Raw genomic sequence first — 21469 nt, forward strand, 5'->3', positions numbered from 1 at the left:
CAGTGCATACAGAGTCACCATCAAAGAAACCATTCTCATGCAAAAAAATTTCATCAACGGCCAATGGATTGCCGCAGCATCTGGCCAAACGCTTCCTGTTTTCGACCCCAGTACCGGTGAAGTATTCGACGAGATCGCCCGCGGATCCACCGAGGACGTCAATCGCGCCGTTGCGGCGGCGCGCGCTGCGCTCTCCGGAACCTGGGGCAAGATGACGGCCACCGAGCGCGGGCGCGTGCTGTGCCGGATGTCCGAACTCATCCTCGCGCGTCACGAGGAACTCGCGCAACTGGAGGCGCGCGATACGGGCAAGCCCATTTCTCAGGCGCGCACGGATATCCAGGTTGCGGCGCGCTATTGCGAGTTTTATGGCGGCGCGGCGGACAAGGTGCATGGCCAGCACATTCCGTACATGAACGATTTCCATGTCGTCGTGGTGCGCGAGCCTTACGGCGTGACTGCCCACATCCTGCCCTGGAACTATCCGGCGCAGATGTTCGGCCGATCGGTGGTGCCGGCGCTTGCCATGGGCAACGCCGCCGTTCTCAAGCCTTCGGAGGATGCCTGCTTGACGCCTCTGGTGTTTGCCGCCATCGCCACGGAAGCCGGCTTGCCCGATGGCGCACTCAACATCGTGACGGGTCTGGGTGAAGAGGCCGGAGTGGCGCTGAGCACGCATGCCGGCATTAGTCTGATGACCTTCACTGGATCTCCCGAAGTCGGCACGCTGGTGCAAAAGGCTGCGGCTGACAGCCTGATCAAATGCGTGCTCGAGCTGGGTGGCAAATCACCCCAAATCGTCTTTGAAGACGCTGACCTGGAGCGCGCGGTGCAGTTCGTCGTGCGAGCCATCACCCAAAACGGAGGCCAGACCTGCTCGGCGGGAAGTCGGCTGCTGGTGCAGCAGAGCATCTACGACCGCTTTGTCGCCATGGTGGCCGAGCGCTTCGCGCAAACGGCGGCCGGCACGCCAGCGATGGACAGGGAGTGCGGCCCGCTGATCAATCGGGCACAAAAGGAGCGTGTGGAAGGCTTCATGCAGCGCGCCAGAGAAAGCGGAGTTCCTGTTCTGGCGCAGGGTAAGGTGGCCGATGGTGTGTCGGCGGGGGGCTACTACGTGGCACCGACCTTGTTCGGCCCGGTGCCACGGAACCACCAACTGGCTTGCAGCGAGGTTTTCGGGCCCGTGCTTTCAGCGATGCCGTTTGTCGACGAAGAAGATGCCGTCCGTCTGGCCAACGACACCGAATTCGGCCTGCTCGCAGGCATCTGGACGCGCGATGGCGGGCGCCAGACGCGCATGGCCAAAAAAATGCAGTGCGGACAGGTTTACCTGAACTGCTACGGTGCCGGTGGCGGCGTGGAGCTTCCCTTTGGGGGCTACAAAAAAAGCGGCCATGGCCGTGAAAAGGGTTTCTTGGCGCTGGAAGAGTTTTGCATCATCAAAACCATCGTTCAATACCACGGGGAATGAATCGGTGCCTGCCGATCCGCATTGACAGACACACGTTGCCAAACGCCTTTCAGCCTTATTCTCGAGGACAAACATGATCAGTTTTGATATCACCGAATTGAAAAAACCCTTGGTTCGCACCGAGCGCCCGAATCCTCAACCCACAGGCCATCAGGTGTTGATTCGCATCTTGGCCTCGGGCGTGTGCCATTCGGACCTGCACATCTGGCACGGAATCTATGACTTGGGGAACGGGAAAACGCTGTCGATGATGGATCGTGGCATGAAATTGCCGTTGACTCCGGGCCATGAGATCGCGGGAGAGGTCATCGCCGTGGGGGATCAGGTCAAGGACGTGGAGGTAGGGAAAAACTATGTCGTCTATCCATGGCATGGCTGTGGTGAATGCAAGGTCTGCCGCCGGGGCGACGAGAATCTCTGCCTCAACGGAAAGTCGTTGGGGATTTATCAGCCCGGCGGCTACGCCGATCATGTGCTGGTGCCCGATGCGCGCTACCTTGTGGACATCGGCGACATGTCCCCAATACAGGCTGCTCCCTATGCCTGTTCGGGCCTGACGACCTACAGCGCTATTCGCAAGATCAACCCGCAAGTGCTCAATGAGGAAAAGGTCGTGCTGTTTGGTGCCGGAGGCCTCGGGCTGATGGCCATCGCGCTCATCAAGGCACTGGGCGGGGCGGGCGTTCTCGTGATCGACCCCGACGAAGCCAAGCATGCCGCGGCACTCAAGGCGGGGGCGGAGGCGGTGTTCAGTCCGAAGACGGATGGGCTTGTCGGCAAGCTCAAGCAGGCCGCGGGCGGCGCGGTCTGGGCGGTGATCGATTGCGTCGGCTCCGGCCAAACGGTGCAGACCGGCATGGACTTGCTGACCAAGGGGGGGCAGCTGGTGCAAGTCGGCCTGTTTGGCGGCCACATCGACATCTCAACGCCCTTTGTCCCACTGAAGGCCATGACCTACCAAGGCACGTACGTTGGGAATTTGCGCGAATTGCAGGAGTTGGTGGCTCTCGTCAAGGAAAAGAACCTGCCGCCCATGCAAACCACCTGCATGCCTTTCAGCAAGGCCTTCACGGCGCTGCTGGCTCTGGAGCAAGGCACGGCCATTGGCCGTCAGGTGCTGACACCCAGCGAGGCGTAGGGGTTGCCCGGCCTTGCCGCCGGGTTTCCTGCTTGGGGCGGCCCTTCGCGCCCTCACAATACGTCCATGCACGTCTCCGAAGTTCCTCCAGTTGTCGGCTTCGGCAGCGGACAGTTCGTCAGCTACCCCGACTCGCCCTTCCAGCTCTACCAGCCTTACCCGCCGGCGGGCGACCAGCCCACCGCCATCGAGCTATTGGTGGAGGGGGTGGAGAACGGCGAATCGTTTCAGACCCTGCTGGGCGTCACCGGCTCGGGCAAGACCTTCACCATGGCCAACGTGATCGCGCGGCTGGGGCGGCCGGCCATCGTGTTTGCGCCCAACAAGACACTGGCGGCGCAGCTGTACAGCGAGTTTCGCGAGTTCTTTCCCAAGAACGCGGTCGAGTACTTCGTCAGCTACTACGACTACTACCAGCCCGAGGCCTACGTGCCCCAGCGCGACCTGTTCATCGAAAAGGACAGCGCCATCAACGAGCACATCGAGCAGATGCGCCTGTCGGCCACCAAGAGCGTGCTGGAGCGGCGCGACACGGTGATCGTGGCCACGGTGTCGGCCATCTACGGCATCGGCGCGCCCGAGGATTATCTGCAGATGCGGATGATCCTGAAAGTGGGCGGCAGGCAGGGGCAGCGCGAGGCGATTCAGCAACTGGTGCGCATGCAGTATCAGCGCCAGGACATCGACTTTCAGCGCGGCACGTTTCGCGTGCGCGGCGACACCATCGACGTGTTTCCGGCCGAGCACAGCGAGCTGGCGGTGCGCATCGAGCTGTTCGACGACGAGGTGGAAAGTCTGTCGCTGTTCGACCCGCTCACTGGCCACATTCAGCAGAAGGTGCCGCGCTTCGTGGTGTATCCCTCAAGCCACTACGTCACGCCGCGCGAAAAGACGCTGGCCGCGGTGGAGACCATCAAACTGGAGCTGGCCGAGCGGCTGAAATACTTCATCGCCGAAGGCAAGCTGGTCGAGGCCCAGCGGCTGGAGCAGCGCACGCGCTTTGACCTGGAAATGCTGGCCGAGCTGGGCCACTGCAAGGGCATCGAGAACTACACGCGGCACCTGTCGGGTGCGGCGCCGGGCGATCCGCCGGCCACGCTGACGGACTATCTGCCGCGCGACGCGATCATGTTTCTGGACGAGAGCCACCAGATGATCGGCCAGCTCAACGCCATGTACAACGGCGACCGCTCGCGCAAGACCACGCTGGTCGAATACGGCTTTCGCCTGCCCAGCGCGCTGGACAACCGGCCGCTCAAGTTCGCCGAGTTCGAGCGGCGCATGCACCAGGTGATCTTCGTCAGTGCCACGCCGGCCGACTACGAGAACGAGCACGCCGGCCAGGTGGTCGAGCAGGTGGTGCGCCCCACCGGCCTGGTCGACCCCGAGGTCGAGGTGCGCCCGGCCACGCATCAGGTGGACGATGTGCTGCAGGAGATCCGCGAGCGCGTGCAGAAGAACGAGCGCGTGCTGATCACCACGCTGACCAAGCGCATGGCCGAGCAGTTGACCGAGTATCTGAGCGAGAACGGCGTGAAGGTGCGCTATCTGCACAGCGACGTGGACACGGTGGAGCGCGTGGAGATCATTCGCGACCTGCGCCTGGGCGCCTTCGACGTGCTGGTGGGCATCAACCTGCTGCGCGAGGGCCTGGACATTCCGGAGGTGTCGCTGGTGGCGATTCTGGACGCCGACAAGGAGGGCTTCTTGCGTGCCGAGCGCAGCCTGATCCAGACCATCGGCCGCGCGGCGCGCAACGTCAACGGCAAGGCCATTTTGTATGCCGACCGCATCACCGATTCGATGAAAAAGGCCATGGGCGAGACCGAACGCCGCCGCGCCAAGCAGATCGCCTACAACCATGATCACGGCATCACCCCGCGCGGCATCGTCAAGCAGGTGCGCGATCTGATCGACGGCGTGTACAGCGAAAAGGCCGGGCGCGAGGCCGAGCGCATGCGCGCCGCGGCGACGGTGGAGCCCGAGGCCTTGTCCGAAAAAGACCTGGCGCGTGAGCTGCGCCGACTGGAAAAGCTGATGCTGGAGCACGCGCGCAACCTCGAGTTCGAGCAGGCCGCGCGCGTGCGCGACCAGCTGGCGCAACTCAAGCAGCGCGTGCTGGGCGCGGCGGGCGAGGGCAGTGCGGCGGCTTGAACTCGATCAAGGTTTGTGCATCTGCTGTACAAAATCCCTTTGATTCAGTCGGATTTGCTGTATACTTGATTAAATTACTCGGGTTTGTTTGCCGCCACCTTGCCCCGCGGGCGCATTGCGGCAACCCCCGCCGAGATTCAATCACAGCAAGGAGTTGGCCATGCGCCTTACCACCAAGGGACGATTTGCGGTGACCGCCATGATCGATCTGGCATTGCGCCAGGATGGCGGCCCGGTCACGCTGGCGGCGATCAGCCAGCGTCAGCAGATCTCGCTGTCGTATCTGGAGCAGCTGTTCGGCAAGCTGCGCCGCAACGATCTGGTCGAGTCCACCCGCGGGCCGGGCGGCGGCTATTCGCTGGGCCGCAAGGCCGCCGACATCACCGTGGCCGACATCATCACCTCGGTGGACGAGCCGCTGGACGCCACCCACTGCGGCGGCCGCGAAAACTGCCGCGCCGACGGCGGGCGCTGCATGACGCACGATTTGTGGGCGGCGCTGAACGTGCACATGCTTGAATTCTTGCAATCCGTCTCGCTGCAAAAGCTGGTGGACGAGCAGCACGCCAACGGCTTCGAGCTGGAGGACCGCCCCGCCTCCAAGCGCGCCATCTCGGCCGCCCCGGTGGTCAAGCCCATTCGCATCACGGCGCCGAATTCGGTGTTTGCGCTGGGTGGGCTGACCAACAAGTGACAGGCCCAGGGCCTTGCAAGAGTGCCCGCGTTCGGCCATGACGCCGCCGCTGCCGATTTACCTGGACTGCGCCGCTACCACGCCGGTCGACCCGCGCGTGGTCGCTGCCATGGTGCCGTGGCTGGGCGAGCACTTCGGCAACCCCGCCAGCCGCAGCCACGCCTGGGGCTGGGAGGCCGAGAAGGCCGTCGAGACGGCGCGCCGGCAGGTCGCCGCGCTGATCGGCGCCGATGCCCGCGAAATCGTCTGGACCAGCGGCGCCACCGAGTCGGACAACCTCGCCATCACCGGCGCGGCGCTGCGCCACCAAGGCAAGGGACGGCACCTGGTGACGGTGCGCACCGAGCACAAGGCCGTGCTCGACACCATGGCCGCCCTGCAGACGCAGGGCTTCGACGTCACGCTGCTGGACGTGCGGCCCGACGGCCTGCTCGACCCGCAGGCGTTGGCCGCCGCGCTGCGCCCGGACACCGTGCTGGCCAGCGTCATGGCCGTCAACAACGAGATCGGCGTCATCCAGGACCTGGCCGCGCTGGGCACCATTTGCCGCGAGCGCGGCGTGCTGTTTCACGTCGATGCGGCCCAGGCCACCGGCAAGCTGCCGATCGATGTCGGCAACCTGCCGGTCGATCTGATGAGCTTGACCGCCCACAAGACCCATGGCCCCAAGGGCATTGGCGCGCTGTACGTGCGACGCCAGCCGCGCGTGCACTTGCAGGCGCTGATCCACGGTGGCGGGCACGAGCACGGCCTGCGCTCGGGCACGCTGGCCACGCACCAGATCGTCGGCATGGGCGAGGCCTTTCGCATCGCCGCCGCCGAGCTGGCGCAGGACAGCGCCCACGCGCGCGTGCTGCACCAGCGGCTGCTGGACGGCCTGCAAGCGCTCGGCGGCGTGCACCTCAACGGCCACGCCACGCAGCGCGTGCCGCACAACCTCAACCTGGCTTTTGACGGCGTGAGCGGCGAGGACCTGATGCTGGCGGCCCCCGAGCTGGCCGTCTCCAGCGGCTCCGCCTGCAGCTCGGGCAGCCAGCAACCCAGCCACGTGCTGCGCGCGCTGGGCCTGGGTGACGAGCGCGCGCATGCGTCGCTGCGCATCAGCTTCGGGCGCTTCACCACCCCAGATGAAGTCGACCGCGCGCTGCAAGCGCTGCGCGAGGCCCTGACGCGGCTGCGCGCGCACGCCGGGGGCGCCGCCATGGTGACACCGCCGCAGGGCGCACCCGTGGCGTGATTTATTTTGGCCAAATGAGGCCTTGGCCGGCATGGGTCAAGCGCAGGCAGCTACTGTTTCGATAGTGTTTTCGAGCTGATCCGTACGGCGCCGAGCAGGGCGGCCGAATCGGCGCTACGCTTGCGGCATTGAAATGCCGGCTGATCGCCCAAAATTCCCACCATGAACATCCAACTGTCCGAAGCCGCCGCGCGGCACGTGAGCGAACATCTGGCCAGGCGCGGCGCCGGCGTCGGCGTGCGCCTGGGCGTTACCACCACCGGTTGCTCGGGCCTGGCCTACAAGCTCGACTACGTCGATGAAATCGCGCCCGGCGATGTCGTGCTGGAGCAGCACGGCGTCAAGCTGATGGTCGATCCCAAGAACCTGGCGTTCATCGACGGCACCCAGCTCGACTGGGTGCGCGAGGGCCTGAACGAGGGCTTCAAGTTCAGCAACCCCAACGAGCGCGACCGCTGCGGCTGCGGCGAGTCTTTCAGGGTATGACCCGCCAGATCGTCCTGGACACCGAGACCACCGGCCTGTCGGCCGAGGGCGGCGACCGCATCATCGAGATCGGTTGCGTCGAGCTCATCGGTCGCAAGCTCACCGGCAACAACCTGCACACCTATCTGAACCCCGAGCGCGACAGCCACGAGGACGCGCTCAAGGTGCACGGCATCAGCAACGACTTCCTGCGCGACAAGCCCAAGTTCGCCGAGGTGGCGCAGGACTTCCTGCGCTACGTCGAAGGCGCCGAGATCATCATCCACAACGCCGCCTTCGACGTGGGTTTTCTCGACAAGGAACTGCAACGCGTGGGCCAGCCCGCGTTCGAGAGCTTCGTCGAATCGATCACCGACACCCTGGCGATGGCCAAGCAGCTGTACCCCGGCAAGCGCAACAGCCTGGACGCGCTGTGTGACCGCCTGGGCGTGGACAACTCCGGCCGCACCCTGCACGGCGCACTGCTGGACGCCGAGCTGCTGGCCGACGTCTACATCAACCTCACGCGCGGACAGGAGGCCCTGCTGATCGACCTGGGCGACGTCAGCCAGCCGGGCCAGCAGGCTCCGCGCGTCGACCTGAGCGGCATCGCCTTGCCGGTGCTGCAAGCCAGCGCCGCCGAACTGGCCGCGCACGAAACCGTGCTGGCCGAGATCGACAAGGCCAGCGGCGGCAAGACCGTGTGGAGAGCCCGGGAAAGCACGCTATAATTCGCCTTTCGCTGCAAAGGCGATGCGGGTGATTAGCTCAGTGGTAGAGCACTGCCTTCACACGGCAGGGGTCGCAGGTTCGAACCCTGCATCACCCACCAGCATAAACAAACGCTCCGTAGCTACAAACTTCGGAGCGTTTTTCTTTGCGTGCCCTTCTTCGAGCGTCCATGTGCGAGGTGAGCGATGCTGCTTCAGGCCGACGACTGCCAACTGGTGCTGGTTGATTTTCAGGCCCGGCTGATGCCGGCCATTCACGAGGGCGTGGCCGTGCTGGCCAATGCGCGCCGGCTGGCGCAGCTGGCGCGTTGGCTGCAAGTGCCAGTGTGGGCGACCGAGCAGGTGCCCGACAAGCTGGGCGCCACCGACGAGGCGCTGGCGGCACTGTGCGAGCGCGTCGTGGCCAAGGCGGCGTTCAGCGGCGCCGCGGCGCTGCAGCCGCTGCTGGCGCCGCCCGCGCCGGCGCAGCGCGGCAACGCCCGCAGCCTGCCCAAGCACCTGCAAAAGCCCGCGCCCGCCGAGCCCGAGCGCGGCACGCTGCTGCTGGCCGGCTGCGAAGCGCATGTGTGCCTGCTGCAAACGGCGCTGGACCTGCTGGATCGGGACTGGGACGTGTGGGTGGTGGCGGACGCGTGCGGCTCGCGCACCGAACGCAATCGCGATGCGGCTTACGATCGCCTGGCGGCCGCCGGTTGCGAACTGGTGAGCACCGAGATGGTCGGCTTCGAGTGGCTGGGCGATGCCGGCCACCCGCGCTTCAAGGATTGGCAGGCGCTGATCCGGTAGTTGCATGTCCCTGTCAGGCCGCTGTCAATATTGCCGCACTATCATCGGGCACGGGGGCTTTGCAACCCGGCGATGACAGGAGACACGAGATGAGCGGCGCGACAGGAAATTACGCGAAAACCTTTGCGGCAGCGCAGGCCGATCCGGCCGGTTTCTGGGCCCGGATTGCCGAGGGCATCGACTGGATCAAGCGCTGGGACAGCGTCATCGACGACTCGCGCAAGCCCTTTTACCGCTGGTTTGCCGGCGGCGTGCTCAACACCTGCTACAACTGCGTGGACCGCCACGTCGAGCGGGGCCGCGCCGAGCAGCTGGCGCTGGTGTACGACAGCCCGCTGGCCGGCACGCAACGCAAGATCACGTACCGCGAGCTGCAGGCGCTGACGGCGCGCTGCGCGGGCGCGCTGCTGGCCATGGGCGTCAAGAAGGGCGACACGGTCGTCATCTACATGCCGATGGTGCCCGAGGCGGTCGTCGCCATGCTGGCCTGCGCGCGCATCGGCGCCGTGCATTCGGTGGTGTTTGGCGGTTTTGCCGCGCCCGAGCTGGCCAAGCGCGTGGTGGACGCCAAGCCCACCGCCATGATTTCCGCGTCCTGCGGGCTGCTGCCGGGGCGCAGCGTGCCCTACAAGCCGCTGCTGGACGAAGCGCTGAAGATCGCCGGCGTGCCGGCCACGCCCTGCCTGATCCTGCAACGCCCCGAGCTGAAGGCCGACATGGTGGCCGGGCGTGACATCGACTGGGACGAGGCCATGGCCGCTGCCGCTCCGGCCGACTGCGTGCCGGTGGCCGCCACCGACCCGCTGTATGTCATCTACACCTCCGGCACCACGGGCAAGCCCAAGGGGGTGGTGCGCGACCACGGTGGACACGCCGTGGCGCTGCGCTGGTCGATGGAGGCGGTCTATGGCACGCAGCCGGGCGACGTGTTCTGGGCCGCCTCGGACGTGGGCTGGGTGGTGGGCCATTCCTACATCGTCTATGGGCCGTTGCTGCAAGGCTGCACCACCATCCTGTACGAGGGCAAGCCGGTGGGCACGCCCGACGCGGGTGCCTTCTGGCGCGTGTGCGCCGAGCACCGGGTCAACGTGCTGTTCACCGCACCCACGGCGTTTCGCGCCATCAAGAAGGAAGACCCCAACGGGGCGCTGGTCAAGCAATACGACCTGTCCCGGTTCCGCATGCTGTTTCTGGCCGGCGAGCGGGGCGACCCGGACACCATCGAGTGGGCCGGCAAGATCCTGGGCGTGCCCGTGATCGACAACTGGTGGCAGACCGAGCTGGGCTGGCCCGCCATCAGCAACTGCATGGGCATCGAGCCGCTGCCGGTGCAGCCCGGCTCGCCCACCAAGCCGGTGCCCGGCTTCGACGTTCATATCCTGGACGAGGAAGGCGGCGAAAAGGCGGCCGGCGACATCGGCAGCCTGGTGATCAAGCTGCCGCTGCCGCCCGGCGGGCTGACCACGCTGTGGAACAACGACGCCGGCTTTGTCGAGACCTACCTCGAGCGCTACCCGGGCTACTACCTGTCGGGCGACGCGGGGTATTTCGATGTCGACGGTTACGGCTGGGTGATGGCGCGCATCGACGACATCATCAACGTGGCCGGCCATCGCCTGTCCACCGGGCAGATGGAAGAAATCCTGTCCGCGCACCCTGCGGTGGCCGAGGCCGCCGTGGTCGGCGTGGTCGATGCGCTCAAGGGCCAGGTGCCGGTGGGGCTGGTGGTGCTCAAGTCTGGCGTGATGCGGCCAGAGGCCGAAATCTGCGCCGAATTGGTGGCCAAGGTGCGTGCCCAGCTCGGGGCCGTGGCCGATTTCAAGAGCGTGCAGGTCATCAATCGCTTGCCCAAGACGCGCTCGGGCAAGGTGCTGCGCGTGACCATCCGCAGCATGGCCGACGGCGAGGCGCTGAAAGTGCCGGCCACCATCGAGGACGATTCGGTGCTGCCGGAGATCTCGGCAGCGCTCAAGACCCTGGGTTACCCCCGCGCCGGCGCGTGAACCCCGGCGCGCGGTCGGCACGATGCTTCGCGCGCGCCTTGACCTGCATTCAGTGGCAGAATCCAAGCTTTGCGAATCCCCCCGGCCCTTCCCAGCCAGTCGCGTCCGCCATCCGGTTCAGCCGTGACGCGGAAGGTTTTTTTGACCAACTTGAGCGCCCTGCAGGGGTGCAAAAGGCAAGCGCAGCATGAGTGATACCCAGTCCGTCTACCAAACGTACGAAGGCAACAGCTATCTCTTCGGCGGCAACGCGCCGTACGTCGAGGAGATGTACGAGAGCTACCTGAGCAACCCGGGCAGCGTGCCCGATTCCTGGCGCGAATACTTCGACGCGCTGCAGCACGTGCCCGCGGCCGACGGCAGCAATGCGCGCGACGTGCCGCACCTGCCGGTCATCAACGCCTTTGCCGAGCGCGCCAAGCAGGGCGGCACGCGGGTGGTGGTGGCCACGGGCGCCGACTCCGAGCTGGGCCGCAAGCGCACCGCCGTGCAGCAGCTCATCGCGGCCTACCGCAACGTGGGCGCCCGCTGGGCCGACCTGGACCCGCTCAAGCGCGCCGATCGCCCGCAGATTCCCGAGCTGGAGCCGTCCTTCTACGGCTTTACCGATGCCGACATGGAGACGGTGTTCAACGTCAGCAACACCTTCTTCGGCAAGGAAAGCATGCCGCTGCGCGAGCTGATCAACGCGCTGCGCGAGACCTACTGCGGCACCATCGGCGCCGAGTTCATGTATGCCACCGACCAGGTGCAAAAGCGCTGGTGGCAAGAACGCCTGGAGCGCGTGCGCGCCAACCCGCAGCTCGACGCCGAGCAGAAGAAGCACGTGCTGGAGCGCCTGACGGCGGCCGAAGGCCTGGAGCGCTTTCTGCACACCAAGTACGTCGGCCAGAAGCGCTTTTCGCTGGAAGGCGGCGAGAGCTTCATCGTCTCCATGGACCAGATCGTGCAGTCCGCGGGCAAGCAGGGCGTGCAGGAAATCGTCATCGGCATGGCGCACCGCGGCCGCCTGAACGTGCTGGTCAACACCCTGGGCAAGATGCCCTCGATGCTGTTTGCCGAGTTCGACCACACCGCGCCCGAGGACCTGCCCGCCGGCGATGTCAAGTACCACCAGGGTTTCAGTTCGGACGTGTCCACCGCCGGCGGGCCGGTGCACCTGACGCTGGCCTTCAACCCCTCGCACCTGGAGATCGTCAACCCGGTGGTCGAGGGCAGCGTGCGCGCCCGCATGGACCGCCGCGGCGACGCCGAGGGCGACAGCGTGCTGCCGGTGCTGGTGCACGGCGATGCGGCCTTTGCCGGCCAGGGCGTGGTGATGGAGACGCTGGCGCTGGCGCAAACGCGCGGCTACTACACCGGCGGCACGCTGCACATCGTCATCAACAACCAGATCGGCTTTACCACCAGCGACCCGCGCGACACGCGCTCGACCCTGTATTGCACCGACATCGTCAAGATGATCGACGCGCCGGTGCTGCACGTCAACGGCGACGACCCCGAGGCCGTGGTGCTGTGCACCCAGCTGGCGCTGGACTATCGCCAGCAGTTCAACCAGGACGTGGTGGTCGACATCGTGTGCTTCCGCAAGCTGGGCCACAACGAGCAGGACACCCCCATGCTCACCCAGCCCCTGATGTACAAGAAGATCGCCGTGCATCCGGGCACGCGCAAGCTCTACGGCGACAAGCTGGTGACGCAAAAGGTGTTGCCCGCCGATGGCCCGGACGCCATGGTCGCCGCCTACCGCGCGGCCATGGACGCCGGCCGCCACACGGTCAACCAGGTGCTGACCAACTTCAAGAGCAAGTACGCGGTGGACTGGTCCCCGTTCTTGTCCAGCAAATGGACCGACGCTGCCGACACCGCCATTCCGCTGACCGAGTGGAAGCGCCTGGCCGAGCGCATCACCACCGTGCCCGAGGGCTTTACCGTCCACACCCTGGTCAAGAACGTGCTGGAGCACCGCGCCGCCATGGGCCGCGGCGAGATGAACGTGGACTGGGGCATGGGCGAGCACATGGCCTTTGCATCGCTGGTGGCCTCGGGCTACCCGATCCGCCTGTCGGGCGAGGACTGCGGGCGCGGCACCTTCGTGCACCGCCATGCCGTGCTGCACGACCAGAAGCGCGAGAAGTGGGACGTGGGCACCTACATCCCGCTGCAAAACGTCACCGAGGGCCAGGCACCGTTCGTCGTCATCGACTCGATCCTGTCCGAGGAGGCGGTGCTGGGCTTCGAGTACGGCTATGCGTCCAACGATCCCAACACCCTGGTGATCTGGGAGGCGCAGTTCGGCGACTTCGCCAACGGCGCGCAGGTGTTGATCGACCAGTTCATCGCCTCGGGCGAGGTCAAGTGGGGCCGCGTCAACGGCCTGACGCTGATGCTGCCGCACGGCTACGAAGGGCAGGGCCCCGAGCACAGCTCGGCGCGCGTCGAGCGCTTCATGCAGCTGGCGGCCGACACCAACATGCAGATCGTGCAGCCCACCACGGCCAGCCAGATCTTCCACGTGCTGCGCCGCCAGATGGTCCGGCCGCTGCGCAAGCCCCTGGTGATCTTCACGCCCAAGAGCCTGCTGCGCAACAAGGATGCCACCTCGCCGCTGGCCGAGTTCACCAGCGGCAGCTTCCAGACCGTGATTCCCGACAGCGGCGATCTCAAGGGCGACAAGGTCAAGCGGGTGCTGGCCTGCTCGGGCAAGGTCTACTACGACCTGGTGAAAAAGCGCGAGGAAAAGGGCTCGCACGACGTGGCCATCCTGCGCGTCGAGCAGCTCTATCCGTTCCCGCACAAGGCCTTCGCCGCCGAGCTCAAGAAGTACCCGGGCGCCACCGAGATCGTCTGGTGCCAGGACGAGCCGCAGAACCAGGGCGCCTGGTTCTTCATCCAGCACAATATCCACGAGAACATGGTCGCCGGCCAGAAGCTGGGTTATGCCGGCCGTGCCGCCTCGGCCTCGCCGGCCGCCGGATACGCCGACCTGCACCAGGAGCAGCAAAAGGCCCTGGTCGATGCCGCCTTCGGGCGCCTCAAAGGTTTCGTGCTGAACAAATGAGGGGAGGTTGAGCGTTGAGCGTTTGGCGTTTTGCGAAGTCAACGCCCAATGCCCGACGCCCAACGCCCAACAACGCCCAACGCTCAACCCACAACGGAACAACCATGGCCATCGTAGAAGTCAAAGTCCCCCAACTGTCCGAGTCCGTGTCCGAGGCCACGCTCCTGCAGTGGAAGAAAAAAGCCGGTGAAGCGGTCAAGGTTGACGAGATCCTGATCGAGGTCGAAACCGACAAGGTCGTGCTCGAAGTGCCCGCGCCTTCGGCCGGCGTGCTGACCGAAATCCTGCAAGCCGATGGCGCCACCGTGGTGGCTGACCAGCTGCTGGCGCGCATCGACACCGCTGCCGTCGCCGGTGCGGCCGCGCCTGCTTCCGCGCCAGCGCCGGCTCCGGCCGCCGCGCCGGCTGCAGCGCCGGCGCCTGCCGCTGCCGCCACCAGCAAGTCCGGCATCGCGATGCCGGCCGCCGCCAAACTGATGGCCGACAACAACCTGCCCGCCGGCTCGGTGGCGGGCACCGGCAAGGACGGGCGCGTCACCAAGGGCGACGTGCTGGGCGCCGTGGCGTCCGGCGGCGCCAAGCCGGCGGCCATTCCCACCGGCGCGCCCACCAGCAGCCTGCCGCAGGTGGCCGCGCCCGCCGCGCCCAACCTGGGCGAGCGCCCCGAGCAGCGCGTGCCCATGACGCGCCTGCGCGCGCGCGTGGCCGAGCGCCTGCTGCAGTCGCAGTCCACCAACGCCATCCTGACCACCTTCAACGAGGTGAACATGCAGCCGGTGATGGACATGCGCAAGCGCTTCCAGGAGAAGTTCGAGAAGGAGCACGGCGTCAAGCTCGGCTTCATGTCCTTTTTCGTCAAGGCGGCGGTGCACGCGCTCAAGAAGTTCCCGGCGGTCAACGCCAGCATCGACGGCAACGACATCGTCTATCACGGCTACTTCGACATCGGCATCGCCGTCAGCAGCCCGCGCGGCCTGGTCGTGCCCATCCTGCGCAACGCCGATCAGATGAGCTTTGCCGACGTCGAGAAGAAGATCGCCGAGTTCGGCGCCAAGGCGCGCGACGGCAAGCTGGGCCTGGACGACCTGACGGGCGGCACCTTCTCCATCAGCAACGGCGGCGTGTTCGGCTCGATGATGTCCACGCCCATCATCAACCCGCCGCAGTCGGCCATCCTGGGCGTGCACGCCACCAAGGACCGCGCCGTGGTCGAGAACGGCCAGGTCGTGGTGCGGCCCATGAACTACCTGGCGATGAGCTACGACCACCGGCTGATCGATGGCCGCGAGGCCGTGCTGAGCCTGGTGGCCATGAAGGACGCGCTGGAAGACCCGGCGCGCCTGCTGTTCGACCTTTGATCGAGCGCCCCGATGTCGATCGCCGACGAACTCTGCAAGCTCGATGAACTGCGCCAGCGCGGCACCTTGAGCGACGCCGAGTTCGCGCGCGCCAAGGAGCGGCTGCTGGACACGGCGACGCCACCGCCGCCGGTGCCGCCGCCCGTGCTGGATGCCGTCAATCGCCTGCGACGCAGCACCGGCGACCGCTGGATCGGCGGCGTGTGTGGCGGCTTGGCGCGGGCGACGGGCCTGGAAAGCTGGGTCTGGCGCCTGATCTTCGCGGTGCTGATCCTGTTCGGCGGCGCCGGCATCGTCATTTACCTTCTGCTGTGGATCTTCGTGCCGGCCGAATAGGCGCGGCACCCCAACTCACCCAACATCATGAGCACCTCATTCGACGTCATCGTCATCGGCGCCGGCCCCGGCGGCTACATCGCGGCCATTCGCGCGGCGCAGCTGGGCTTCAATGTCGCCTGCATCGACGAGTGGAAAAACGCCGCCGGCGGCCCCGCGCCGGGCGGCACCTGCACCAACGTGGGCTGCATCCCGTCCAAGGCGCTGCTTCAAAGTTCGGAGCACTTCGAGCAGGCAGCCAAGCACTTCGGCGAGCACGGCATTCACCTGAAGGATTTGAAGATGGACGTGGCCACGATGGTTGGCCGCAAGGACGCCGTGGTCAAGCAGAACAACGACGGCATCGCCTACCTGTTCAAGAAGAACAAGGTGACGTTTTTCCACGGCCGGGGCAGCTTCGTGCGCGCGGTCGATGGCGGATACGAAATCAAGGTTGCCGGCAAGACCGAAGAGAACCTGACCGGCAAGCAGGTCATCGTCGCCACCGGCTCCAGCGCGCGCGCGCTGGCGGGTGCGCCGTTCGACGAAAAGACGATCCTCAGCAACGACGGCGCGCTGGCCATGGGCGCGGTGCCCAAGCGCCTGGGCCTGATCGGCTCGGGTGTGATCGGCCTGGAGATGGGCAGCGTGTGGCGTCGCCTGGGCGCCGAGGTGACGGTGCTCGAAGCCCTGCCAACTTTCCTGGGCGCGGTGGACGAGCAGATCGCCAAGGAGGCGCGCAAGGCCTTTGACAAGCAGGGCCTCAAGATCGAGCTGGGCGTGAAGGTGGGCGAGGTCAAGGCCGGCAAGAAGGGCGTGTCGATTGCCTACACCAATGCCAAGGGCGAGGCGCAGAGCCTGGACGTGGACAAGCTCATCGTCTCCATCGGCCGCGTGCCCAACACCATGGGGCTGAACGCCGAGGCCGTCGGCCTGAAGCTGGGCGAGCGCGGCGACGTCGTGGTCGATGACGAGTGCCGCACCAACCTGCCCGGCGTGTGGGCCGTCGGCGACGTGGTGCGCGGCCCCATGCTGGCGCACAAGGCCGAGGAAGAGGGCGTGGCCGTGGCCGAGCGCATGGCCGGCCAGCACGGGCACGTGGACTTCAACCTGGTGCCCTGGGTGATCTACACCAGCCCCGAGATCGCCTGGGTGGGCAAGACCGAGCAGCAGCTCAAGCAGGACGGCGTGAAGTACCGGGCCGGCACCTTTCCCTTTCTGGCCAACGGCCGCGCGCGCGCGCTGGGCGACACCACCGGCATGGTCAAGTTCCTGGCCGACGCCGCCACCGACGAAATCCTGGGCGTACACATCGTCGGCCCCATGGCGAGCGAGCTGATCGCCGAGGCCTGCGTCGCCATGGCCTTCCGCGCCAGCAGCGAAGACATCGCGCGCATCTGCCACGCACACCCCAGCTTGAGCGAAGCCACCAAGGAAGCCGCGCTGGCGGTGGACAAGCGCACGCTCAATTTCTGAGGGGCTTAAGAAAAATCGGCCTCTGGCCTGCGTGTGGCAAGCGCTGGCAGCTATAAAATATATAGTCAATGGATGCTCCCGTGAGCGCCGTGCGCGCCGCCTACGAGCGTGAGCTGGCCGCGCGCGGCTACCACGCCGACCCGGCGCAGCTGCGCGCCGTGGACGCCCTGCAGCGCTGCGCCGACGAGTGGGCGGCCTACAAGAGCCGACGCTCCAACGCGCTGAAAAAGCTGTTCAACCACCCCGACATCCCCAAGGGGGTGTACATGTACGGCGGGGTGGGGCGCGGCAAGAGCTTCCTGATGGACTGCTTTTTCGAGGCCGTGCCCATCAAGCGCAAGACGCGCCTGCACTTTCACGAATTCATGCGCGAGGTGCAGCGCCAATTGACCGCGCTGCAAGGCACCGTGAACCCGCTGGACGAGCTGGGCCGGCGCATGGCGCAGCGCTTCAAGCTGATCTGTTTTGACGAGTTTCACGTCGCCGACATCACCGACGCCATGATCCTGCACCGCCTGCTGAAGGCGCTGTTCGACAACGGCGTGGGCTTTGTCACCACCAGCAACTTCAAACCGGACGATTTGTATCCCGACGGCCTGCACCGCGACCGCATTCTGCCGGCCATCGAGTTGCTGAACGAACGCATGGAGGTCATCAACGTCGACCACGGCGTGGACTACCGCCAGCGCACCCTGCAGGCGGTGCAGCTCTATCACACGCCGTTGGGCGAGGCGGCCGATGCAGCCATGGCGGCGGCCTTCACCCAGCTGGCCAGCGGCCCCGACGAAGACCCGGTGCTGCACATCGAAGCGCGCGAGATTCGCGCGCGCCGGCGCGCCGGCGCCGTGGTGTGGTTCGACTTTCGCACCCTGTGCGGCGGCCCGCGCTCGCAAAACGACTATCTGGAGATCGCCAGCCAGTTCAACACCGTGCTGCTGTCCGACGTGCCGCACATGCCGGTGCGCATGGCCTCGGAGGCGCGGCGCTTTACCTGGCTGATCGACGTGCTCTACGATCGGCGTGTGAAACTGATCCTGTCCGCCGCCGTCCCGCCCGAGCAGCTCTACACCGAGGGGCCGCTGGTGCACGAATTTCCGCGCACCGTCTCGCGCCTGACCGAGATGCAGTCGGCCGAATACCTGGCCGAGCCGCATCGCACCGTGGACACCCACCTGACATGACGCTGCGCCACCTGTTGATCCTGGCCTTTTGCGCACTGGTTGCCGCGTGCGCCCGCACGCCCCTGAACGCGGACGTGCCGGCCACCGTCGAACCCTTGCAGGTGCCGGCCGACGTGCCCTTCGGCCCCTGGCTGCAGGTTCAACGCGAGGAGGTGGCGCAGCAGCGCGCCGCGGCCATGCAGCGCTATCACGACGACGAGTTGGCCTGCTGGCACCGCTTTGCCGTCAATGACTGCCTGAGTGGCGCCAGGAAACAGCGCCGCGCGACGCTGGACGCGCTGCGACAAAAGGACCTGGCCCTCAATGCCACCGAGCGCAAACAGCGCACCGCCGAGCGCACGCGCGAGCTGGAACAAAAGAGCAAGGGCACCAACTGAGCCCCGCCGCGCATCAACCCAGCGGCGTCAGCGACGAGCGGCGCGTGGGCTTGGGGTCGATCGGCGGCTCGACCTTCAGGATCGCCAGCGACAGGTTGTCACCCGTGCCGTCGGCGCGCTGACGCGCTTTCTCGACCAGGAATTCGCTGGCTTCGCGCGGCGTCAGGGTGCTCAGCACGGAGCCCAGCTCTTCGGTGTTGAAGTAGTGCCACACCCCGTCCGAGCAGGCGAGCAGCGTGTCGCCGATTTGCAGGCGCGGAATGTACTGGGGCGTGAAGGTCGGTTCGGGCTCGGTGCCCAGGCAGGAGGTCAGGACGTTGGATTGCGGGTGATCGTTGGCCTCATCATCGCTCAGTTGTCCCTGGGCGACGAGCGTTTGCACGTAGGAGTGATCGGTGGTGCGCCGCACCAGCTGGGCGCCGCGAAAGTGGTGCAGGCGACTGTCGCCGCAGTGCAGCCAGTGGCACTCGCCGCCCGGGTTCAACAGGAACGCGGCGACGGTGCTGTGCGGCTCCTGCTCGGCGGCAATGGCCGTCAGCTTGATGACCAGGTGCGCTTCTTGCGCGATCTGGCGCAGCAGCGCCGCGCCATCGTCGCTTTCGGGGTCGTAGCGCTCGAACAGCTGGCGCGCCGTCAGCAGCACCTGGTCGGCCGCCTTTCGACCGCCCGTGCGCCCGCCCATGCCGTCGGCCACCACGCCCAGCACGCAGCCGGTGGCGCGTGCGTGCGTGAGCAAGGCCACCTGGTCTTGCTGGTAATCGCGATCGCCCTTGTGCAGACCGGTGGCGGCGCTGAGTCGGTATCCCTTGTCCATGCGTGTGTTTCCCTGACGCCGCCGGGGCTGGCGACGCCGTATTATCCCGTGGACGCGCCGCCCGTTTGCCGGGTGACAACCCGCCCCTGCCGAAGAACCCCGCACCGTGAATTCATCCACGCCCCTGGCGCAGGCCGTGTCGGCCATGTTCGAGCCGTACGGCGCCTTGGCGCGCGCGGTGGATGGCTTTCAGCCGCGCGCCGGGCAGGCCGAGATGGCGCAGGCGGTCGCGCGCGTGATGGAGCAGGGCGGCGTGCTGGTGGCCGAGGCCGCCACCGGCGTGGGCAAGACCTTCGCCTACCTGGTGCCGGCCCTGCTGTCGGGCGAGCGCGTGCTGCTGTCCACCGCGACCAAGGCGCTGCAAGACCAGCTGTTCGGGCGTGACTTGCCGCGTCTGGCACAGGCGCTGGGTGTGCCGGTGCGCACGGCCTTGCTCAAGGGGCGGGGCAGCTATCTGTGTCTGCATCGGCTGGAGCTGGCCGGTCAGGCCATCGACGCCGGCACGCCACACCTGCGTCGCACGCTATCGAATGTGGAGCGATGGGCCAAGGCCACGCGCACCGGCGATCTGGCCGAGGTGCCGGCTCTGGATGAGCGCTCGCCCGTGGTGCCGCTGGTGACCAGCACGCGCGAGAACTGCCTGGGTGCCGACTGTCCGCAGTTCAAGGCCTGCCACGTCAACGGGGCGCGGCGCGAGGCCATGGCTGCCGATGTGGTGGTGATCAACCACCATCTGTTTTTTGCCGACCTGGCGATCCGCGAATCGGGCATGGCCGAGTTGCTGCCCAGCGTGCGCGTGGTGGTGTTCGACGAGGCGCACCAGCTCAACGAAACGGGCATCCAGTTTCTGGGCCAGCAACTGGGCACCGGGCAGTTGCTGGACCTGGCGCGCGACGTGTTGGCGGTGGGCCTGAAGCACGCGCGGGGCCAGGCCGACTGGAACGCCCTGGCGGGCGAGCTGGAGGGCGCGGCGCGCGATTTGCGACTGGCGGGCGGCGCCGCGCGCGGCCAGGCGCGCTTGCGCTGGAGCGACGCGGTGCCGGACGGCCTGGATGAATCGGCCTGGCACGCGGCCCTGCAGCGCGTGGTGTCGGCGCTGGCGGGCGCCGTGGACGTGCTGGCGGCGGTGGACGAGCAAAGCCCCGACTTGCGGCGCCTGCACGAGCGCCTGGCGCTGCTGGCCGAGCGCGCGGACCATTTCCAGCAACCTTGCGATGCTGCGCTGGTGCGCTGGGTGGACGTGGGCGGCAGCGCGCTGCGCCTGCGCGAATCGCCGCTGGACATTGCCGACACGGTACGCGCCCGGTTGCTGGGCGCGCCCCCGCAGGACCCGGCGGCGCCCGAGGCGGGTGGGCCGCCCCCCGAACGGCCGCGCGCCTGGGTGTTCGTGTCGGCCACGCTGGGCGATGACGAGCGCCTGTCCTGGTTTACCGAGCCCTGCGGCCTGCAGGCGGCCGAGGTGATGCACGTGGGCAGCCCGTTCGACTACGCCCGCCAGGCGGCGCTGTACGTGCCCGCGCAGGGGCCCCGTCCGGGCGACCCGGCGCACGCGCTGCACGTCGCCCGCCTGGCCGGTGATGGCGCGGCGCGGCTGGGTGGGCGCACGATGGTACTGACCACCACGCTGCGGGCGCTGCGCGACATCGGCGAGGCGCTGGCGCAGCGCTTTGCGGCCGACGGCGCCATCGAGGTGCTGGTGCAGGGCAGCCTGCCCAAGCGCGAGCTGATGGAGCGCTTTCGCCGCGGCGCCGAGCCCGGGCGCGCCGGTTGCGTGCTGGTGGGCTCCGCCTCGTTCTGGGAAGGGGTGGATTTGCCCGGCGACGCGCTGCAACTGGTGGTGATCGACAAGCTGCCGTTTCCGCCGCCGGGCGATCCGCTGGTCGAGGCGCGTTGCCGGCGCTTCGAGCAGCAGGGGCGCAGCGCTTTTGCGGCCTATTCGCTGCCCGAGGCGGCGGTTGCCCTCAAGCAGGGCGCCGGGCGGCTGATCCGCAGCGAGACCGACGTCGGCCTGCTGGTGATCTGCGATTCGCGCCTGGTCAGCATGGGCTACGGCCGGCGCCTGCTGGCGGCCTTGCCGCCCATGCGCCGGCTGGGCACCGCGGCGGCGTTCGATGCCGAGCTGGGCAGTCTGGGCGCCGCGCCGCGCGAGCCGGTCGATTCGGCCGTGCAGGCTTGAGTCGCGGCCCCAGGGGCTGGTGCTTTGGC

Annotated in this window: 17 protein-coding genes and 1 tRNA gene; 17 read left to right on the forward strand and 1 reads right to left on the reverse strand. The window is 67.0% G+C overall.

Features of this window, described 5'->3' with window-relative positions:
- Positions 1 to 37: 37 nt before the first annotated feature.
- The 16 genes from U1F38_RS06840 to U1F38_RS06915 all read left to right on the forward strand — a co-directional run bounded on the left by U1F38_RS06840 (position 38) and on the right by U1F38_RS06915 (position 18450).
- The gene (locus tag U1F38_RS06840; protein ID WP_409986306.1) at positions 38 to 1474 is read left to right on the forward strand and encodes an aldehyde dehydrogenase family protein; all 1437 of its coding nucleotides are present in this window, start codon (positions 38 to 40) and stop codon (positions 1472 to 1474) included.
- 73 nt (positions 1475 to 1547) lie between these two features.
- On the forward strand, positions 1548 to 2612 hold the full coding sequence (locus U1F38_RS06845; RefSeq protein WP_409986307.1) for an alcohol dehydrogenase: 1065 nt from the start codon (positions 1548 to 1550) through the stop codon (positions 2610 to 2612).
- Between the two features lie 66 nt (positions 2613 to 2678).
- On the forward strand, positions 2679 to 4766 hold the full coding sequence (gene uvrB / locus U1F38_RS06850) for an excinuclease ABC subunit UvrB (protein WP_409986308.1): 2088 nt from the start codon (positions 2679 to 2681) through the stop codon (positions 4764 to 4766).
- 160 nt (positions 4767 to 4926) lie between these two features.
- A complete protein-coding gene (gene iscR, locus U1F38_RS06855; RefSeq protein WP_409986309.1) occupies positions 4927 to 5460 on the forward strand; it encodes a Fe-S cluster assembly transcriptional regulator IscR in 534 nt (177 codons plus the stop codon).
- A 37-nt stretch (positions 5461 to 5497) separates the two neighbouring features.
- The gene (locus U1F38_RS06860) at positions 5498 to 6697 is read left to right on the forward strand and encodes an IscS subfamily cysteine desulfurase (RefSeq protein WP_409986310.1); all 1200 of its coding nucleotides are present in this window, start codon (positions 5498 to 5500) and stop codon (positions 6695 to 6697) included.
- 162 nt (positions 6698 to 6859) lie between these two features.
- A complete protein-coding gene (gene iscA, locus U1F38_RS06865; RefSeq protein ID WP_409986311.1) occupies positions 6860 to 7183 on the forward strand; it encodes an iron-sulfur cluster assembly protein IscA in 324 nt (107 codons plus the stop codon).
- Entirely contained in the window at positions 7180 to 7893 is a 714-nt protein-coding gene (gene dnaQ, locus U1F38_RS06870; protein ID WP_409986312.1) for a DNA polymerase III subunit epsilon, read from the forward strand. Before iscA ends, dnaQ begins: the two co-directional genes overlap by 4 nt.
- 26 nt (positions 7894 to 7919) lie before the next feature.
- Positions 7920 to 7994, forward strand: a tRNA-Val gene (locus tag U1F38_RS06875).
- Positions 7995 to 8079: 85 nt separating this feature from the next.
- Positions 8080 to 8679, forward strand: coding sequence for an isochorismatase family protein (locus U1F38_RS06880; RefSeq protein WP_409986313.1), 600 nt, complete (start codon positions 8080 to 8082; stop codon positions 8677 to 8679).
- An 89-nt stretch (positions 8680 to 8768) separates the two neighbouring features.
- A complete protein-coding gene (locus U1F38_RS06885) occupies positions 8769 to 10682 on the forward strand; it encodes an acetate--CoA ligase (RefSeq protein ID WP_409986314.1) in 1914 nt (637 codons plus the stop codon).
- A gap of 187 nt (positions 10683 to 10869) precedes the next feature.
- Positions 10870 to 13743: a 2-oxoglutarate dehydrogenase E1 component gene (locus U1F38_RS06890; RefSeq protein WP_409986315.1), complete on the forward strand. Its 2874-nt coding sequence runs from the start codon at positions 10870 to 10872 to the stop codon at positions 13741 to 13743.
- A 104-nt stretch (positions 13744 to 13847) separates the two neighbouring features.
- A complete protein-coding gene (gene odhB / locus U1F38_RS06895; RefSeq protein WP_409986316.1) occupies positions 13848 to 15101 on the forward strand; it encodes a 2-oxoglutarate dehydrogenase complex dihydrolipoyllysine-residue succinyltransferase in 1254 nt (417 codons plus the stop codon).
- A 12-nt stretch (positions 15102 to 15113) separates the two neighbouring features.
- Positions 15114 to 15437 (forward strand): PspC domain-containing protein, encoded by a 324-nt coding sequence (locus U1F38_RS06900; protein ID WP_409986317.1) that lies wholly within the window; start codon positions 15114 to 15116, stop codon positions 15435 to 15437.
- A 27-nt stretch (positions 15438 to 15464) separates the two neighbouring features.
- Positions 15465 to 16892, forward strand: coding sequence for a dihydrolipoyl dehydrogenase (gene lpdA, locus U1F38_RS06905; protein ID WP_409986318.1), 1428 nt, complete (start codon positions 15465 to 15467; stop codon positions 16890 to 16892).
- A gap of 68 nt (positions 16893 to 16960) precedes the next feature.
- Positions 16961 to 18073, forward strand: a complete 1113-nt coding sequence (zapE, locus tag U1F38_RS06910) for a cell division protein ZapE (protein WP_409986319.1) — start codon at positions 16961 to 16963, stop codon at positions 18071 to 18073.
- Positions 18070 to 18450: a hypothetical protein gene (locus U1F38_RS06915; RefSeq protein WP_409986320.1), complete on the forward strand. Its 381-nt coding sequence runs from the start codon at positions 18070 to 18072 to the stop codon at positions 18448 to 18450. Before zapE ends, U1F38_RS06915 begins: the two co-directional genes overlap by 4 nt.
- A gap of 13 nt (positions 18451 to 18463) precedes the next feature.
- On the opposite strand, the gene U1F38_RS06920 is transcribed toward U1F38_RS06915, so the two are convergent.
- On the reverse strand, positions 18464 to 19264 hold the full coding sequence (locus tag U1F38_RS06920) for a PP2C family protein-serine/threonine phosphatase (RefSeq protein WP_409986321.1): 801 nt from the start codon (positions 19262 to 19264) through the stop codon (positions 18464 to 18466).
- Between the two features lie 145 nt (positions 19265 to 19409).
- Between U1F38_RS06920 and U1F38_RS06925 the strand changes: the two genes are divergently transcribed.
- Positions 19410 to 21440, forward strand: a complete 2031-nt coding sequence (locus U1F38_RS06925) for an ATP-dependent DNA helicase (protein WP_409986482.1) — start codon at positions 19410 to 19412, stop codon at positions 21438 to 21440.
- Positions 21441 to 21469 lie beyond the last annotated feature (29 nt).

The organism is Ottowia sp. (assembly GCF_046348305.1).
In the GTDB taxonomy this organism is placed as follows: domain Bacteria; phylum Pseudomonadota; class Gammaproteobacteria; order Burkholderiales; family Burkholderiaceae_C; genus Ottowia.

What these genes read in the sequence shown, in the direction of transcription:
- U1F38_RS06840 (WP_409986306.1), top strand. Translation starts at nt 38, where the DNA reads ATGCAAAAAAATTTCATCAACGGCCAATGGATTGCCGCAGCATCTGGC.
- U1F38_RS06845 (WP_409986307.1), top strand. Translation starts at nt 1,548, where the DNA reads ATGATCAGTTTTGATATCACCGAATTGAAAAAACCCTTGGTTCGCACC.
- uvrB (WP_409986308.1), top strand. Translation starts at nt 2,679, where the DNA reads ATGCACGTCTCCGAAGTTCCTCCAGTTGTCGGCTTCGGCAGCGGACAG.
- iscR (WP_409986309.1), top strand. Translation starts at nt 4,927, where the DNA reads ATGCGCCTTACCACCAAGGGACGATTTGCGGTGACCGCCATGATCGAT.
- U1F38_RS06860 (WP_409986310.1), top strand. Translation starts at nt 5,498, where the DNA reads ATGACGCCGCCGCTGCCGATTTACCTGGACTGCGCCGCTACCACGCCG.
- iscA (WP_409986311.1), top strand. Translation starts at nt 6,860, where the DNA reads ATGAACATCCAACTGTCCGAAGCCGCCGCGCGGCACGTGAGCGAACAT.
- dnaQ (WP_409986312.1), top strand. Translation starts at nt 7,180, where the DNA reads ATGACCCGCCAGATCGTCCTGGACACCGAGACCACCGGCCTGTCGGCC.
- U1F38_RS06880 (WP_409986313.1), top strand. Translation starts at nt 8,080, where the DNA reads ATGCTGCTTCAGGCCGACGACTGCCAACTGGTGCTGGTTGATTTTCAG.
- U1F38_RS06885 (WP_409986314.1), top strand. Translation starts at nt 8,769, where the DNA reads ATGAGCGGCGCGACAGGAAATTACGCGAAAACCTTTGCGGCAGCGCAG.
- U1F38_RS06890 (WP_409986315.1), top strand. Translation starts at nt 10,870, where the DNA reads ATGAGTGATACCCAGTCCGTCTACCAAACGTACGAAGGCAACAGCTAT.
- odhB (WP_409986316.1), top strand. Translation starts at nt 13,848, where the DNA reads ATGGCCATCGTAGAAGTCAAAGTCCCCCAACTGTCCGAGTCCGTGTCC.
- U1F38_RS06900 (WP_409986317.1), top strand. Translation starts at nt 15,114, where the DNA reads ATGTCGATCGCCGACGAACTCTGCAAGCTCGATGAACTGCGCCAGCGC.
- lpdA (WP_409986318.1), top strand. Translation starts at nt 15,465, where the DNA reads ATGAGCACCTCATTCGACGTCATCGTCATCGGCGCCGGCCCCGGCGGC.
- zapE (WP_409986319.1), top strand. Translation starts at nt 16,961, where the DNA reads ATGGATGCTCCCGTGAGCGCCGTGCGCGCCGCCTACGAGCGTGAGCTG.
- U1F38_RS06915 (WP_409986320.1), top strand. Translation starts at nt 18,070, where the DNA reads ATGACGCTGCGCCACCTGTTGATCCTGGCCTTTTGCGCACTGGTTGCC.
- U1F38_RS06920 (WP_409986321.1), bottom strand. Translation starts at nt 19,264, where the DNA reads ATGGACAAGGGATACCGACTCAGCGCCGCCACCGGTCTGCACAAGGGC.
- U1F38_RS06925 (WP_409986482.1), top strand. Translation starts at nt 19,410, where the DNA reads ATGTTCGAGCCGTACGGCGCCTTGGCGCGCGCGGTGGATGGCTTTCAG.